This window comes from Streptomyces sp. CWNU-52B (assembly GCF_047444975.1).
In the GTDB taxonomy this organism is placed as follows: Bacteria; Actinomycetota; Actinomycetes; order Streptomycetales; family Streptomycetaceae; genus Streptomyces.
In genome coordinates, this window is the sequence record NZ_JBLFJV010000047.1 from 133,967 (window position 1) to 150,076 (window position 16,110).

At 71.9% G+C, this 16,110-nt stretch carries 12 protein-coding genes; 9 read left to right on the top strand and 3 right to left on the bottom strand.

Features of this window, described 5'->3' with window-relative positions:
• Positions 1 to 117 precede the first annotated feature (117 nt).
• Positions 118 to 513 (bottom strand): VOC family protein, encoded by a 396-nt coding sequence (locus tag ACLVWQ_RS31900; RefSeq protein WP_414112709.1) that lies wholly within the window; start codon positions 511 to 513, stop codon positions 118 to 120.
• A 25-nt stretch (positions 514 to 538) separates the two neighbouring features.
• Positions 539 to 1,414, bottom strand: coding sequence for a bifunctional DNA primase/polymerase (locus tag ACLVWQ_RS31905; RefSeq protein ID WP_414112710.1), 876 nt, complete (start codon positions 1,412 to 1,414; stop codon positions 539 to 541).
• Between the two features lie 547 nt (positions 1,415 to 1,961).
• On the opposite strand from ACLVWQ_RS31905, the gene ACLVWQ_RS31910 reads away from it, so the two are divergent.
• The 9 genes from ACLVWQ_RS31910 to ACLVWQ_RS31950 all read left to right on the top strand — a co-directional run bounded on the left by ACLVWQ_RS31910 (position 1,962) and on the right by ACLVWQ_RS31950 (position 11,352).
• Positions 1,962 to 2,225 (top strand): hypothetical protein, encoded by a 264-nt coding sequence (locus tag ACLVWQ_RS31910; protein ID WP_414112711.1) that lies wholly within the window; start codon positions 1,962 to 1,964, stop codon positions 2,223 to 2,225.
• A gap of 262 nt (positions 2,226 to 2,487) precedes the next feature.
• Positions 2,488 to 3,693 (top strand): acyl-CoA dehydrogenase family protein, encoded by a 1,206-nt coding sequence (locus ACLVWQ_RS31915; protein ID WP_414112712.1) that lies wholly within the window; start codon positions 2,488 to 2,490, stop codon positions 3,691 to 3,693.
• On the top strand, positions 3,690 to 4,769 hold the full coding sequence (locus tag ACLVWQ_RS31920; protein ID WP_414112713.1) for a bifunctional MaoC family dehydratase N-terminal/OB-fold nucleic acid binding domain-containing protein: 1,080 nt from the start codon (positions 3,690 to 3,692) through the stop codon (positions 4,767 to 4,769). The genes ACLVWQ_RS31915 and ACLVWQ_RS31920 overlap by 4 nt, the downstream gene beginning before the upstream one ends.
• Before the next feature lies 1 nt (position 4,770).
• Positions 4,771 to 5,928 carry an acyl-CoA dehydrogenase family protein gene (locus ACLVWQ_RS31925; protein ID WP_414112714.1) on the top strand — a complete coding sequence of 386 codons (1,158 nt, stop codon included), beginning with the start codon at positions 4,771 to 4,773 and terminating at the stop codon, positions 5,926 to 5,928.
• Between the two features lie 20 nt (positions 5,929 to 5,948).
• Entirely contained in the window at positions 5,949 to 6,404 is a 456-nt protein-coding gene (locus tag ACLVWQ_RS31930) for an acyl dehydratase (RefSeq protein WP_414112831.1), read from the top strand.
• Positions 6,401 to 7,576 (top strand): lipid-transfer protein, encoded by a 1,176-nt coding sequence (locus ACLVWQ_RS31935; protein ID WP_414112715.1) that lies wholly within the window; start codon positions 6,401 to 6,403, stop codon positions 7,574 to 7,576. Before ACLVWQ_RS31930 ends, ACLVWQ_RS31935 begins: the two co-directional genes overlap by 4 nt.
• Before the next feature lie 161 nt (positions 7,577 to 7,737).
• A complete protein-coding gene (locus ACLVWQ_RS31940) occupies positions 7,738 to 8,631 on the top strand; it encodes a glycoside hydrolase domain-containing protein (protein ID WP_414112716.1) in 894 nt (297 codons plus the stop codon).
• Positions 8,632 to 8,928: 297 nt separating this feature from the next.
• The gene (locus ACLVWQ_RS31945) at positions 8,929 to 9,474 is read left to right on the top strand and encodes a SigE family RNA polymerase sigma factor (protein ID WP_414112717.1); all 546 of its coding nucleotides are present in this window, start codon (positions 8,929 to 8,931) and stop codon (positions 9,472 to 9,474) included.
• 234 nt (positions 9,475 to 9,708) lie between these two features.
• Complete coding sequence (locus ACLVWQ_RS31950; protein WP_414112832.1) at positions 9,709 to 11,352, top strand: long-chain fatty acid--CoA ligase; 1,644 nt, start codon at positions 9,709 to 9,711, stop codon at positions 11,350 to 11,352.
• A gap of 120 nt (positions 11,353 to 11,472) precedes the next feature.
• On the opposite strand, the gene ACLVWQ_RS31955 is transcribed toward ACLVWQ_RS31950, so the two are convergent.
• Entirely contained in the window at positions 11,473 to 15,879 is a 4,407-nt protein-coding gene (locus tag ACLVWQ_RS31955) for a PAS domain-containing protein (protein ID WP_414112718.1), read from the bottom strand.
• Positions 15,880 to 16,110: the final 231 nt, after the last annotated feature.

Below are 16,110 nucleotides of genomic sequence, written 5' to 3' on the forward strand. Positions count from 1 at the left end.
CAGCGATGTGACCGTGGGTTCAAATCCCACACCCACCGCAGGTGAACGGCCCCTGACCAGGTGAATCGGTCGGGGGCCGTTCTTGTGCGCGTCGGCTTTCGTCGGGCCTAAGGGCTCCTACTGCCGGCGTTGGCCGAGGACGCAGAATTCGTTGCCCTCGGGGTCCGCCATGACGATCCATGACTGGTCGCCCTGGCCGATGTCCACGCGCTGTGCGCCGTGAGCTTCGAGGCGGGCCACCTCGGCGGCTTGGTCGTCCGGCCTGAAGTCGAGATGCAGGCGGCTCTTGGCCTGCTTGGCCTTCTTGGTCTCGGCCTTGTCGCTCTCGTTCTTGTTCTTGTTCTCTTCGATCCGGACGAAGTCCAGTCCCGGCAGGCGGTCCGGCGCCGGGCGGATCTCGAACTCGTCGTCGGTGGAATGGACCACGACCCAGCCGAGGGCCTCTGCCCACCACTGCCCGAGGGCCGCCGGATCCACCGAGTGGACGATTACCTGTTCCCATTCCAAGGCCATCCGTCGAGCCTAGGCGAACGTGACGTCAGGGGCGGTGGCTTGTCATGCGGGACGCCGAGGTGATCGTCGAGCGGGCCTCGCGTTCGGTGAGGCCCGTGTGGACGGCGGCTTCCACGAGGGCCTCCGTCAGGTGCGGGCCCAGGCCGTTCTCGTAGGCGCGGCAGGCCGCCCAGAACAGGCGGGTGTTGCGCTGGCCCTCGTGCGCGGCGAGGACGAACTGGACCAGGCCCTGGCCCTGTTGGCTCGGCGTGGCGGCAGAGGCGGCAGGAGCGGTGTGGGTGCGAGGCGGTGGCAGGAGGAGCCGCAGCAGTGAGGCCGGGCAGGGGGCGGGCGGCAGGTGGGCGGTGCCCGGGGCCGTGTCGTAGACGCCGTGTTCGGTGCGTGAGCCGGGGCCGACGAGGTAGCCGCCGGCTCCGCGGATGTCGATGCCCGGGGCCAGCCGGCCCGCGGAGTTGGGGACGACCACGTCGGGCGGGCCGCTCAGCCAGAGGTGGCGGCCGCCGCTGGGGGTCAGTACGACGACCGTCTCCGGGATCGTGAACAAGTGGCGCAGCGCCAGTTCCCGGAGCGCCGCGGACGAGTCCGTGCCCGACTTGGTGTCCAGGTCGACGCCGATGAGGTGGTGCGGGTCCAGGCCGCAGGCGATGCCGTATCCGGTGGCCCAGGGAGCTGCGGCGAAGAGTTCGCGGATGCGGAGGGGATCGGTCGAGGCGTCGTACACGCCGTGTCCGAAGCGGCCGCACTCGCCGTGGCAGGGCGGTGCCGTCGGGTCGTCGCGGTGCGGCGAGCGCAGCGCAGGGAGCTTGGTCCGGGACAACGGGATGACGGCCAGTCCGCGTTCGGCGGCTGACAGGGCGTGGGCGAGGGCCAGCGTCGTGGCCTGCCGGTCGGTGGTGGCCATGCTTCTATATTCGTACGCACGTTCGAGTAAGGGAAGGGGTGGGCGGCTTCCAGGCGAGGTTCCCCGGCGGGGATGCAGGGGGATGCAGGGTGGGATTCCAGGCGGGGGTGTCGGGCGGGGGCGCCGCGTGGCGCGCGGCCGGGGTTCAGGTGGGGAGTGCGAAAAAAACTGCCTGGGGGTGTCGGGTTGGGAGGGGTGACGGAACGCTTCATCCCTTGTGGCCCATGGGGTGAGTCGTCTGCGCCATCCTGAACTGCGGTTTTGGGGGCGTGAAGGGGGTTTATCGACATGTCCTCACGCTTGCGAGGGAATAGAGGCTTCCGGGGTGGTTCGGAGGGGATTCGGTGGGCAACTCTGATCCCGCGACGTCGTGAACGAACTCCGGGGCGGCCGGCCAACTGCCCCGGGATCAGCCGTACCAGCAGTGCCGGCAGTACTGGTGGCGCCAGCCGTATCAGTCGTATCAGTCGTATCAGTTGTATCGGACGTATCAGACGCAGCAGCCGGTCCTGGCCGGCACGTACTTCTCGCTTCTGGAGGAACAGACATGGCAAGCATCCGTACCGCCCGCGTACTCGCCGCCGTTGCGGCCCTGCCGCTCGCCGCCGCCCTCTTCTCAGGAGTGGCGACGGCCGACACCGGCTCCTTCGCGGACAACGGATCGAACGCCGCCGCGTCCACGACGCAGCAGCAGGCCGTCGGCGCGGGCGCCTCGAACCAGAGCAACACGGCACAGGTGAACGGCTCGGCGTTCACGGTCATCGACCAGTCGAACGAAAACGTCGCCGTCAACTTCACCGAGCTCTGGTGAGCCGGCGGCCGTCGGGGACTGGAGACCCCCGACGGCCGTAAGCCTCCTTTGTGGGGTGCTTTGTGGGGTAGTAACACGTCTGTGCGGCGGTGCTTCGGCATCGTCGCACAGACGTTTTCGGTGGCGGGTCGCGTGTCACGTGGCTTGCTCGTGTGTGTGCGTCGTCCGGCCCTGCTGGCCCCGACCCCGACCTTGACAGTGGGATGCATCTGACGGACAGTCAGAAACCCTTGTTCGTACGAGGTCCGGGAGGGCCGTCGTCGTGCATCTCGCCCCCACCGAGCGCCAGCGACGGCTGCGCGCCGAACTCCGCGCCTACTTCCGGGAGCTGATGCCGGACGGGCCGCCCGCCGCCGGTTCCGGCGAACACCGGGCGCTGCTGCGGCGGATCGGTGCCGACGGGTGGTTGGGGCTCGGCTGGCCCGAGGTCTACGGAGGGCAAGGGCGAGGCGCCGACGAGCAGTTCGTCTTCTTCGACGAGGCGTACCGGGCGGGCGCCCCCGTCTCGATGGTCACGCTGAACACCGTCGGGCCCACGCTCATGAAGTACGGGACCGAGGAGCAGAAGGACTTCTTCCTGCCGCGGATCCTGCGCGGTGAGCTCGTGTTCGCGATCGGGTACAGCGAGCCGTCGGCCGGGACGGATCTGGCGTCGCTGAGGACGCGGGCCGTGCGGGTCGGTGCCGGTGCCGGTGCCGGTGAGGGGCACGGGGATGCGTGGCGTGGTGGTGAGTGGCTTGTCGACGGGCAGAAGGTGTTCACCTCCAACGCCCAGCACGCCGACTGGATCTGGCTCGCCTGCCGCACGGACCCCGACGCGCCGAAACACCGGGGCATCTCGATCCTGCTGATCCCCACGGACGCCCCCGGGTTCTCGTGGACGCCCATAGAAACGGTGGGCGGGCTGACCACGACGGCCACGTACTACGGCGGGATCCGCGTCCCGGCCTCCCGTCTCGTCGGCGAGGAGAACGGCGGCTGGGGGCTCATCACCAACCAGCTCAACCATGAGCGGGTCGCGCTCGCGGCCATCGGTATGCAGGCCGAGGACTTCTACGCGGCCGTGCTGGCCGCGGCCGGCACACCTGATCCGGTGACCGGGCGGCGCAGGGTTGACGAGCCGTGGGTGCGTTCCAAACTGGCCGAGGTGCATGCGCGCCTGGCGGCAACGCGCCTGCTCAACTGGCGTTTGGTGGGGGACGTGGGGGCGGGCCGGCTGGCCCCGGGCGACGCCAGTGGGGTGAAAGTCGTGGGAACGGAATCGGCGGTCGAGGCGTATCGAATGTGTCAGGAAGTCATTGGATCGGACGCTTTGGTCCGTTTCGGTTCGCCGGGGGTCTTCGAGGACGGCGAGCTGGAGCGGATGAACAGGGCGGCGCAGATCAACACCTTCGGGGGCGGGGTGAGCGAGGTGCAGCGGGAGATCGTGGCGACCATGCGGCTCGGCATGACCAGGGGGCGGCGATGAGCGAGAGGGCCGCCGCGTCGGGAGCGGTCGCGGCTGTGGCACGCGGAGGCGGAGGGCCGGCGCCCGTGGACGTCTACGCGCGGCTGAAGGCGTACGAGGGGCGCGCGGCCGTCGGAGGCGTGGGCAAGGACCCGGTCAACGAACCGATGATCCGGCACTGGTGCGAGGCGATGGGAGACACGAACCCGGCCTACACGGGAGCGGCCGCCGTCGCGCCACCCACCATGCTCCAGGCCTGGACGATGGGCGGCCTGTCCGGGCACGGGGGACGCTCGCAGGCGTACGTCGAGCTGCTCGGGCTGCTCGACGAATACGGGTACACCTCGGTGGTGGCCACCGACTGCGAGCAGGAGTACCTGCGGCCGTTGCGGCCCGGGGACCGGATCACCTTCGACTCGGTGATCGAGTCGGTCTCCGAGCGCAAGACGACCAAGCTGGGCACGGGGTACTTCCTCACGACGCGGACGGATGTGCGGGCAGAGGGGGAACTGGCGGGGACGCATCGGTTCCGGATCCTGAAATACGTACCCGTGCCGCCGGCGAAGCCCACGCACCTCGCACGGCCCGAGCGGACTCCGAGGCTCGAGCGGACTCCGAGGCCCGAGCTGTCTCCGAGGCCCGAGGGGTCTCTGCGTCCTGAGCGGCCTCCGCGGCCTCGGCCCGTCGTCAACCGGGACAACGCCGGTTTCTGGGAGGGCGTGTCCCGGCACCGGCTGCTCATCCAGCGGTGCGAGAAGTGCGGGACCCTGCGTTTCCCCTGGCTGCCGGGGTGCAACGCGTGCGGCTGCCTGGAGTGGGACACGGTCGAGGCGGCCGGCGAGGGGACCGTCCACTCGTACGTGGTGATGCATCATCCGCCCTTCCCGGCCTTCGATCCGCCGTACGCCGTGGGGCTGGTCGAACTCGCCGAGGGCGTGCGGATGATCAGCAATGTCGTGGGGGTGCCGTACGACCGGGTGCGGATCGGGATGCCGGTGCGCCTGGGGTTCGAGCGGGTGGACGAGGACCTGGAGCTGCCGGTCTTCCGAGCCGTCGAGGGCGGCGTCGGGGGCGGTATCGAGGGGAGCGGGGGCTGACATGGACTTCACGCCGACGGAGGAGCAGACGGCGGCCCGCGATCTGGCCGCGCGGATCTTCGGTGACCTCTCCACGCACGAGCGGCTGACCGCCGCGGGGACGGGCAGCGACGGGGAGTTGTGGAAGGCGTTGTGCGCGGCGGGACTGCCGGCCTCCGTCGAGGAGACCGGGCTTCTCGGGCTGGTGCTCCTCCTGGAGGAGCAGGGGCGGACGACGGCCCAGGTGCCGTTCGCCGCGAGCTGTGTCTACGGGCTGCTGGCGGTGTCGGCACACGGTTCGGCGGAGCAGCGGGAGCGGCTGCTGCCGGGGATCGTGGACGGCACGGTCGTGGTGACCGGCGCCCTGCCCGAGTCGGCCGTGCGGTCCGCGGTACGGGCGGACCCGCCGGGGCGGTTGAGCGGAGTGGTCCCCGTGGTGCCGTGGCTCCGCGACGCCACGCACGTGCTGGTCGCCGACGCCGGGCACCGGCTGTGGCTCGTACGGACCGCCGACGCGCGGTGCGATCCCGTCGAGCTGACGGCCCCGTGGTCGGCCGGGCGGCTGACCCTGCGCACCACACCGGCCGAGCGGCTCGGCGACCCGGACGGAGACGGCAGCGGGAGCACGGCCGGCCGCGGCGGTATCGGGGAGAGCGGGGAGATCGAGGGCGGGCCCGAGGTCGGGAAGGCCGGGAAGGGCGGGAAGGGCGTCGAGGGCGTGGAGGCGTACGACGACGTGCTGGCCACCGCGCGTACCGCCTTCGCGGGGCTGCAGGCCGGAGTGTGCGCGGGCTCGGTCGCCAGGGCCGTGGCGTACACGAACAGCCGTGAGCAGTTCGGGCGGCCGCTCGCGGCCAAGCAGGGGGTCCAGCTCCGGGCGGCCGACGCGCACATGGACACCGAGGCGATACGGGTCACGGCGTACGAGGCGGCGTGGCGCAGGGACGAGGGGCTGGCGTACGCCACGCACGCGCTGACCGCCGCCTGGTGGGCGTCGGAGGCCGGACGCCGCGTCGTCCACGCCGGGCAGCATCTGCACGGCGGCATGGGAGCCGACGTCGAGTACCCCGTGCACCGGCACTTCCTGTGGGGCCGGCAGCTGGACGCGTATCTGGGGTGCGGGAGCGAACTGCTCCAGGAGCTGGGGGAGTTGATCGTGCACGGTGAGGGGGAGACATGAGCATCGACGCCGGGCGGCCGGTGCGGGCCGGTGACGAGCTGCCGCCGCTGGAGATCGAGATCACCCGCACGCTCGTCGTCGCCGGGGCGATCGCGTCGCGCGACTTCCAGGATGTGCACCACGACGGGGAGTTGGCACGGCAGAAGGGTTCGCCGGACATCTTCATGAACATCCTGACGACCAACGGGCTGGTCGGGCGCTACATCACGGACCACTTCGGGCCCGCGGCCGTGCTGCGCAAGGTGGCGATCAGACTGGGCGCGCCGAATCATCCCGGCGACACGATGGTGCTGACCGGCGTGGTGGAGGACGTCCGGGGCGACACGGCGTCCGTGCGGGTGGTCGGTGCCAACAGCCTAGGCAGCCATGTCACGGGGACGGTCACGGTCACGGTGCCGCGGACGGCGGAGCCCGCGGACGCCGGGACGGACAGGGCCGGCGCCTCCGCCGTCCGGACTCCGGGGGGCCGGGCATGAGCGTGCGGAGGCGGGACGGTCTCGGCGGGCGGGCCGCTGTCGTCGGGATCGGGGCCACCGAGTTCTCCAAGGACTCGGGGCGCAGCGAACTGCGGCTGGCGGTGGAGGCGGTACGGGCCGCGCTGGACGACGCGGGGCTCACACCGGGCGATGTGGACGGCCTGGTGACGTTCACGATGGACACGAGCCCCGAGATCACCGTCGCCCAGGCGGCCGGCATCGGAGAGCTGTCCTTCTTCTCCCGTGTCCACTACGGCGGCGGGGCGGCCTGCGCGACCCTCCAGCAGGCGGCGCTCGCGGTCGCCGCGGGGGTGGCCGACGTGGTGGTCTGCTACCGGGCGTTCAACGAGCGGTCGGGGCGGAGATTCGGCTCCGGGGTACAGCGCAGGGAGCCGTCGGCCGAGGGCGCCGCGCTCGGCTGGGCGCTGCCCTTCGGACTGCTCACGCCGGCGTCCTGGGTGGCGATGGCGGCCCAGCGCTATCTGCACGTGTACGGGCTGACGCCTGAGGCGTTCGGGCAGGTCGCGGTCGTCGACCGGAAGTACGCTGCGACCAATCCGGCGGCGTACTTCCACGGCAGACCGATCACGCTCGCGGACCATGCCGCGTCGCGCTGGATCGCCGAGCCGTTGCGGCTGCTCGACTGCTGTCAGGAGACCGACGGCGGTCAGGCTCTGGTCGTCACCTCGGTGGAGCGGGCACGTGACCTGCCCCATCCGCCTGCGGTGATCGTCGCGGCCGCCCAGGGCGCGGGGCGGGCACAGGAGCAGATGACCAGCTTCTACCGGGACGATCTGACCGGGCTGCCGGAGATGGGTGTGGTGGCGCGGCAGCTGTGGCGTACGTCGGGGCTGACGCCGGCCGGGATCGACGTCGGGATCCTGTACGACCACTTCACGCCGTTCGTGCTGACGCAGCTGGAGGAGTTCGGGTTCTGCGAGCCGGGTGAGGCCGCGGACTTCGTGGCGGAGGAGCGGCTGCCGCTGAACACCCACGGGGGACAGCTCGGGGAGGCGTACCTGCACGGGATGAACGGGATTGCGGAGGGGGTACGACAACTGCGCGGATCGTCCGTGAACCAGATACCCGGGGCCGGCCGCGTACTGGTGACCGCCGGGACGGGTGTTCCGACGTCGGGGCTGATCCTCGGTTCGGACGATCAGGGCGGGTGACCTCCGGTCGTGGCGGTCGGGGTGGTCGTGGCGCCGACCTTCCTTTCGGGACGGTCGTGGCCGGCCCTCGGTTCGGGCGATCGGGGCTGATTGCGGGGCGGACGGATGAACGTGGCGCGTGTCCGGGGCCGGTGGCGCGGGCGGGGCCGTTGACTCGGCCCATGCGTTGGCTGCGATGTCACAAGATGATCGTCGGATTCGGGTTCGTGCTGCTTCTGCTGGGGCTCACGGCCGCGCCACCGGCGGCCGCGGGTGCGGGTACGGGTGCGCGTACGGGTGCGGTGGCGACCGGATCCCGGACCCTGGAGGCCGGGAGCGGGGAGGGGGGCGCGAGACCGAAGGCGCTCACGTTCAAGGGGCGTGCCTTCGACACCTGCCGGGCGCCGTCCGCGGACACCATGCGGAGGTGGCGGGCGTCCCCGTACCGGGCCGTGGGCATCTACTTCGGCGGTCGCGGGCGGGCCTGCCGGTCGCAGCCTCATCTCAGCCACAGCTGGATGCGGACGGTGCAGGGCCAGGGCTGGCGGGTGCTGCCGCTGTACGTGGGCTCGCAGGCGACCTGTGTGTTCGCGCGGCACAAGAACGTACGCATCGGGCGCCATCCCTGGAAGCAGGGGACGGCGGAGGCCCGCGACGCGGTGCAGAGGGCGAACGCGCTGGGGATCAGGCCCGGTAGCCCGCTCTTCCTGGACATGGAGGCCTACGCGTACGGGAAGAAGAAGTGCGGTCGCTCCACGCTCCTGTTCGTGCGGGGGTGGAACCGGGAGGTGTCGCGCCGGGGCTATCTGCCGGGGTTCTACAGCAGCGCCGAGTCGGGCATCCGCCATATGGAGCTTTCGCGGCGGGCCGGTGTGCGGGATCTGCCGGCGGTGGTGTGGTTCGCGCGGTGGGGCGTACGGAACGGGTTGAACCGTGAGCCCGTGCTGCGGAAGACCGCGTGGCTGCCCGCGCGGCGGATCCACCAGTACGCGGGGAACGTCCGCGAGCGGCACGGCGGCCGTACGTTGCTGATCGACCGCAATCTGATGCACGCGCCGGTCGCGCGCATCGGTTGATCCGGTTGATCCGTGGTAAGCCAGGTAAGCCAGGGGATCCGGGTGAGGTCGCCGGAGTCGCCGGGCCGAGTCCTTCCAAAGTGACGGACGTACTTCTCCAGCACCATGCCCGGGGTTCGGACTACTGCGGGGGGAGTGCACCGGGAGCCGTCTCTCAGGGGCGAACCCTCAGGGGTCGGGACGTCGGCGTCCACCTTCAGGAGGTGGGGCCTGCCCCCTTCCTACAACCTGAGGCGGACAAGGCTTCGGGACCTGCGGCCGATCCGCTGGAGTAGGGGGTGATCCTAGCGTGGAGCCATGACCACACCCGTCTGCACCAGCGCTTCGAACGCAGCGACGCGGACCCATGCGTACCCGTCGTTCTCCTCGTACGTAAGGGCTCGCCAACCCGTGCTGTTGCGTACCGCGCGCTCGCTGACCGCGAACCCGTGCGATGCGGAGGACCTGCTGCAGACCGCACTCACCAAGACGTATGTCGCATGGGAGCGGATCGAGGACCACCGGGCACTCGACGGCTACGTGCGGCGGGCTCTGCTGAACACACGGACGTCGCAGTGGCGGAAGCGGAAGGTCGACGAGTTCGCGTGCGAGGAACTGCCGGAACCGCAGGCTCCGCCGGCCGGGGACCCGTCGGAACAGCAGGCGCTGCACGACGCGATGTGGCGCGCGATCATGAAGCTGCCCGCACGACAGCGGGCCATGGTCGTCCTGCGGTACTACGAGGACCTGAGCGAGGCGCAGACGGCGGCCGTGCTGGACGTGTCGGTGGGTACGGTCAAGTCGGCCGTGTCGCGCGCGCTGGGCAAGCTGCGGGAGGACCCTGAACTGGGCCACGCGCGCTGACCGGCGCCGACCGGCACGGCAAGCATGGCACGAGCAGGGCGCGGGGGTACGGCGAGCGTACGGCGGGAACGCGGCGCGAGCACGGACCGCGGAGTCGGCAAGCAATCCTTGCCGTGACGTGATCGATCGCCCCGGAGTAGTGACATACCGCGCGGTATGTGAGCAGAATCAGCGCAACCCCCTTAACAACCGCGTAGGCAATGTCGCCCCCGGGAGGACGCCGTGCTGAGCACGATGCAGGACGTACCGCTGCTGATCTCCAGGATCCTGACCCACGGGTCGACGATCCACGGCTCATCTCAGGTGATCACCTGGACCGGCGAGGGCGAGCCGCAGCGCCGCTCGTTCGCCGAGATCGGGGCACGGGCGGCCCGGCTGGCGCACGCGCTGCGCGACGACCTCGGAGTCCGGGACGACGACCGGGTCGCGACGCTGATGTGGAACAACGCCGAGCACGTCGAGGCGTACTACGCCATCCCCGCCATGGGTGCGGTCCTCCACACGCTCAACCTCCGGCTGCCCGCCGAGCAGCTCGTCTGGATCGTCGACCACGCCGCCGACCGGGTGGTCGTGGCCAACGGCTCGCTGCTGCCGCTGCTCGCGCCGCTGCTCCCGCACCTCAAGTCGGTCGAGCACGTGGTCGTCTCCGGCCCCGGCGACCGCTCGCTGCTCGACGGGGCGACCGTCCGGGTGCACGAGTACGAGGACCTGATCGCGGACAAGCCGGACAGCTACGACTGGCCCGAGCTGGACGAACGCCAGGCCGCCGCCATGTGTTACACCTCCGGCACGACCGGCGACCCCAAGGGCGTCGTCTACTCGCACCGCTCCATCTATCTGCACTCGATGCAGGTCAACATGACGGAGTCCATGGGCCTCACGGACCAGGACACGTCGCTCGTCGTGGTTCCGCAGTTCCATGTGAACGCGTGGGGCCTGCCGCACGCGGTGTTCATGACCGGCGTGAACATGCTGATGCCGGACCGCTTCCTGCAGCCCGCACCGCTCGCCCAGATGATCGAGAGCGAGCGTCCGACCCACGCGGCCGCCGTTCCCACCATCTGGCAGGGTCTGCTCGCGGAGCTCAAGGCCAAGCCGCGTGACGTGAGCTCGCTGACCCAGGTCACCATCGGCGGCTCCGCCTGTCCGCCCGCCCTCATGACGGCGTTCGACGAGCTGGGCATGCGGGTCTGCCACGCCTGGGGCATGACGGAGACCTCCCCGCTCGGAACGGTCGCGCGGCCGCCGGCCCGTGCGGTGGGCACGGACGACGAGTTCGCCTACCGGCTCACCCAGGGGCGGTTCGCGGCCGGTGTCGAGGCACGGCTGACCGGTCCTGGCGGCGAGCGGCTGCCGTGGGACGGTGAGTCCGCGGGCGAGCTGGAGGTGCGGGGTCCCTGGATCGCGGGCGCGTACTACGGCGGACAGGGCGCCGACGTCCTGCGCCCCGACGACAAGTTCAGCGAGGACGGCTGGCTCAAGACCGGTGACGTCGGCACGATCAGCTCCGACGGCTTCCTGACCCTCACCGACCGCGCCAAGGACGTCATCAAGTCGGGCGGGGAGTGGATCTCCTCGGTCGACCTGGAGAACGCCCTCATGGCGCACCCCGATGTCGCCGAGGCCGCGGTCGTGGCCGTACCGGACGACAAGTGGGGCGAACGTCCGCTCGCCACGGTCGTGCTGAAGGAGGGCGCGGGCGCCGACTTCGACGCCCTGCGGTCCTTCCTCGCGAGCGAGGGCAAGATCGCCAAGTGGCAGCTCCCCGAGCGCTGGACGATCATCGAGGCGGTGCCGAAGACGAGCGTCGGCAAGTTCGACAAGAAGGTGCTGCGCAGGAAGTACGCGGCGGGCGAGCTGGACGTCACGCGCCTCTGACGCCGGACCTCTTCTGGGATGTTCGGCGCTGTTTAGCGATGTTTAGTGCCGTTTGGTGCGGTACGCGGATTGGGGCACTGTTTCACGTGAAACAGTGCCCCAATCCGCGTGTACGGACGTTCAGTTCGTGCCGATCCGGGCCAGCAGGTCCACGATCCGGTCCTGCACCTCGGCGCTCGTCGACCGCTCGGCCAGGAACAGCACCGTCTCACCCGCGGCCAGCCGGGGCAGTTCGGTCTGGTCGACGGCCGCGGTGTAGACGACCAGCGGCGTGCGGTTGAGCTGGCCGTTCGCGCGCAGCCAGTCGACGATCCCGGCGCGTCGGCGGCGTACCTGCATCAGGTCCATCACCACCAGGTTCGGCCGCATCTGCCCGGCCAGCGTGACCGCGTCCTCGTCGGACGTGGCCCGCGCGACCTGCATCCCGCGCCGCTCCAACGTCGACGTCAGCGCGAGTGCGATCTCCGCGTGCTCCTCGATGAGGAGAACGCGCGGCGGGTGCTGCTCGCTGTCGCGCGGCGCCAGCGCCTTGAGGAGCACGGCGGGATCGGCGCCGTACGCCGCCTCGCGTGTCGCCTGGCCGAGGCCCGCCGTCACCAGGACCGGCACCTCGGCGGCGACGGCGGCCTGACGCAGCGACTGGAGCGCGGTGCGGGTGATCGGGCCGGTGAGGGGGTCGACGAACAGCGCGGCCGGGAAGGCGGCGATCTGAGCGTCGACCTCCTCGCGCGAGTGGACGATGACGGGCCGGTAGCCGCGGTCGCTCAGTGCCTGCTGCGTGGTGATGTCCGGCGCGGGCCAGACCAGCAGCCGACGCGGGTTGTCCAGCGGCTCCGGGGGCAGCTCGTCGTCCATCGGCTGGGGGTGGGTCTGGTTCGCGACCTCCACCGCGCCGCCTGGACCGTCGAGCGGCTCGGGCCCTTCGTCGGCGTTCTCGTCCGGTGCTCCTATGGCGTACGAGCGGCCGGTGCCCTCGGTGGTGTGGGCGAGCCGGGACTGCTGTCCCCCGCTCCCCTGGTGCGAGCGTGTCGCCGTGTCCGTCTGCTCGGCGGCGGGGTCGGTGCGGGTGCCGAGCTTGCGGCGCCGCCCTGATCCGTTGGTCGCGTGCGGGGGCGGCGTGGGGGCCTGGGGCTGCGGCGCGGCTCCTGCCTGCGCCGCGGGCTGTGCCTGCTGTTGGGCCTGCCGAGCCTGCTGGCCCTGTCCCTGCGCCTGTCCCTGCGCCTGTCCTTGTGCCTGTCCTTGTGGTGCGGGAGGAGCCGTCCGGCCGGGCCCGGGCTGCTGGGCGTCGATCATGCGGCGGCCGAACGGGACACCCTGCCCGAGCGTACGGACGCTGATCGCCCGGCCCTGGGTCGAGTTGGGGTCGACGGGCGGCGCCGCGGCCTCCGCCGGCAGAGGCTGCGCGACGCGCGGCTGCTCCGGAGCGGGGACAGGGGCAGGGGTAGGAGCAGGAGCCGGTACGGGCTCCGGTGCGGCCGACGTGTCGGCCGTGCCCGGCCACGGCTGAGGGGGCGCGGTGCCGTCCCCGGCCGGAGTCCCGGCCGCGGGGGTCTGAGGGACAGGGGGCAACGGTGTCTGGGGTTGCGGCAGCGGCTGAGCGAGCCCTGCGGCCGCCGGAGTGCCCTGGGCAGGCGTGGCGGGGGCCGCCGCGGGCCCCGCGAGACCGACGGGGGCGACCTGACCGGGAACTGCCTGCGGCGGGAGGGCCTGACTCTGACCCTGACCGGGCCCGGGCTGTCCGGGGACGGCTTGGGCGGGGGGCAGCGCGCCTGGCAGGGGCTGCCGTGCGGGAACCCCCACGGTTCCACCTCCGGCCGTCACATCACCCGCACCTGTGCCCTCACCCTGCCGGGCCCGTCGACGTCCGCCGGGTGCCTGCACCGGGTGCGGCTGGGGAGGCGTGTGGTCGTCGGCAGGGTCCTGCATGGCCACGTCGTGGCGTCCGGCGGCGTACTGGGCGGCGGCGTACTCGGGAGAGCGGTCCGCCTCGGCGGGCGGCAGTGCGAACACCGCGCGAGGCCCTGCCTCCTGGGCCGCGGCTCGCTCCGCCGCGGCGGCCAGCGCACGCCGGCGGCGTCCGGTCGGCTGGGCTCCGCCACCGTCGGTGTTCCCGTCGGCACCCATGTCCGCACCCGTGCTGGTCCCCGTGCTCGTCCCCGCACTCGCGTCCGGAGCCTGAGCGGGAGAGGCAGCCGCGGGCAGTGCGGCCGGCAGGGCCTGTCGGCCGCCGCCGTCCTGCAGTGCGGGCCGTCCACCGGCCGGTGCGGGTACGCCCTGCGGAGGCACGGTCGCTCCGAGCCCCGTGGCCGCGGCACCGGCCGCGTGCTCGGCGGCGGTCACCACCGCGCCCTCGGAGACGCCGCCCTCGACGGGCCGCGGCAGCCCACGCCTGCGGCCGGTCCCGTCGTTGCCCTCGGAACCGCCGTGGCCGCCGCCCTCGTTCGGGGAGACCTGAGCAGGCAGTGCGGCAGGCTGCCCCGCGTCTCCGGCGTCTCCCGCGGCGCGCCTGCGCCGTCCGGTGGGCGCGGCCTTCTCCGTGGAGGGACCGACCTCGCTCTCCAGGAACGCGTCGACGGACGCGCGCCGAGCCCGCCGCCGCCCGCCCGACTGCGGGGAAGGCGCGGAAGGTGGGGAAGGCGCGGAGGCCTGTCCGGGCAACGCGAGCGCGGAACCGACCCCGCCGGCTCCCGTCGCCCCGGCCGGACCGCCACCGGAGATCACACCCGGCGGCCCCAGCCCCGTACCGGGATCCATACCCGGGGCCATCCCCGGAGCGACGCCTTCGGGCATGCCCGCACCCGCACCCGTACCCGCGACCGCGACCACGCCCGAGGCCGCACCCGGAGCGACGGCCGGGACGGACCCGGCGCCGCCCCCGATGGGCACTTCGAGAACGAACGCGCTGCCACTCATCCCGGGGACCTCGTGCGTCTGCAGCACTCCGCCGTGTGCGCGCACGATGCCACGCACGATCGGCTCGTGCACCGGGTCTCCCCCGGCATACGGCCCGCGCACCTCGATCCGTACGACCTCACCGCGCTGCGCGGCCGCCACGACGACCGTGTTGTCCATGTAGCCACCGGCCGAGGCCGGCGAGTTGCCCGTCGAGTCGACGCCCGCGACATCCGCGATGAGGTGCGCGAGCGCGGCCGCGAGGCGCTGCGGGTCGACCTCGGCCTCGATGGGCGGCGCGTGCACGGCGAACTGCACCCGGCCGGGCCCGATCAGCTCGACGGCTCCGTCGACACCGGCGGCGACGACCGCGTCCAGCATCACTTTCGTACGGGTGACGCCCTCGGTGCCCGAATCGAGGCGCTGGTACTCGAGCACGTTGTCGACGAGTGTGGTGATGCGCGCGTAGCCGGCCGCGAGGTGGTGCAGCACCTGGTTGGCCTCGGGCCACAACTGCCCGGCGTCGTCCGCGGCGAGGGTGGCGAGTTCACCGCGCAGCTGGTCGAGCGGTCCGCGCAGGGAGCGCCCCAGGACGGCAAGGAGCTGTTCGTGCCGCGCGGACAGTGCCTCGTAGCGGTCCTTCTCGCGCTCACCGAGGGCCGCGTACCGGTCGTCCCCGGCGGCCAGTTCCTCCGCCTGCTGCTCGCGCAGCTCGGCGAGGACCCGGGCGTGTTCCTCCCGGAGCGAGGCCAGTTCCTCGGCGTGCGCCTCGGCGGCCTGCGTGAGTTCCTGCTGATGCCGCTCGGCCTCGGCGTCCTTCTCCTCGGCCAGCGCGTCGTACGGCCGCCGGTCCGTGAACGTCATCACGGCCCCGACGAGCTGGTCGCCGTCCCGTACCGGCGCGGTCGTCAGGTCGACCGGCACCCGGTCGCCGCTCTTCGACCACAGCACCTGGCCGCGCACCCGGTGCTTGCGTCCGGAGCGCAGCGTGTCGGCGAGCGGCGACTCCTCGTACGGGAAGGGCTCGCCGTCGGCGCGCGAGTGCAGCATCAGCGGGTGCAGTTCCTGCCCACCGAGGTCGCTGGCCCGGAAACCCAGGATCTGGGCGGCGGCGGGGTTGACGAGGACGACCCGTCCCTCGGTGTCCGTGCCCACCACGCCCTCCGCGGCGGCACGCAGGATCATCTCCGTCTGCCGCTGCGAACGCGCGAGCTCGGCCTCCGTGTCGACGGTGCCGGAGAGGTCGCGCACGACGAGCATCAGCAGCTCGTCGCCGGTGTAGCCGTAACCGTCGTACGCCTGCTGCGCGTTCTCCAGGTTGGCGCTCGTGACCTCGACCGGGAACTCGCTGCCGTCGGTGCGGCGGGCGATCATCCGGGTCGGGCGGGTGCGTCCGCTGTCGTCGACGGTCTCGGGCCGCCGCATCGTGCCGGGGATGAGCCGGGAGTCGAACTGCGGCAGCAGGTCGAGCAGTCCGCGCCCCACGAGCGCGGTGCCCGGGGCCTCGAAGGCCTCCAGGGCGATGGTGTTGGCGTTGACGACCGTTCCATTGGCGTTGACCAGCACCAACGCGTCGGGAAGAGCGTCGAGTATGGCTGCGAGGCGAGCAGCGCCTCGGGATGGCCTGCTGCTCACGAGCGCTTCCTCCCTGTTACCGCACCTTGCCGACCGCGGTAGCCATCTTGCCAACGGGTCCGCGACGTGTCACGCGAGGGAGTCTACGGGCAGTGGTTGCGCCGGCGGCCCCGGATGAGAGGGAGGTCGCACGTAGAGGGGACGCAGAACGCACGCAGAAGACACGGAGAACCTGTGACCGTGTGTTTCGCGGCCCCCGGTCGCCGACCGAACTCATGAGCCCACCGTGCC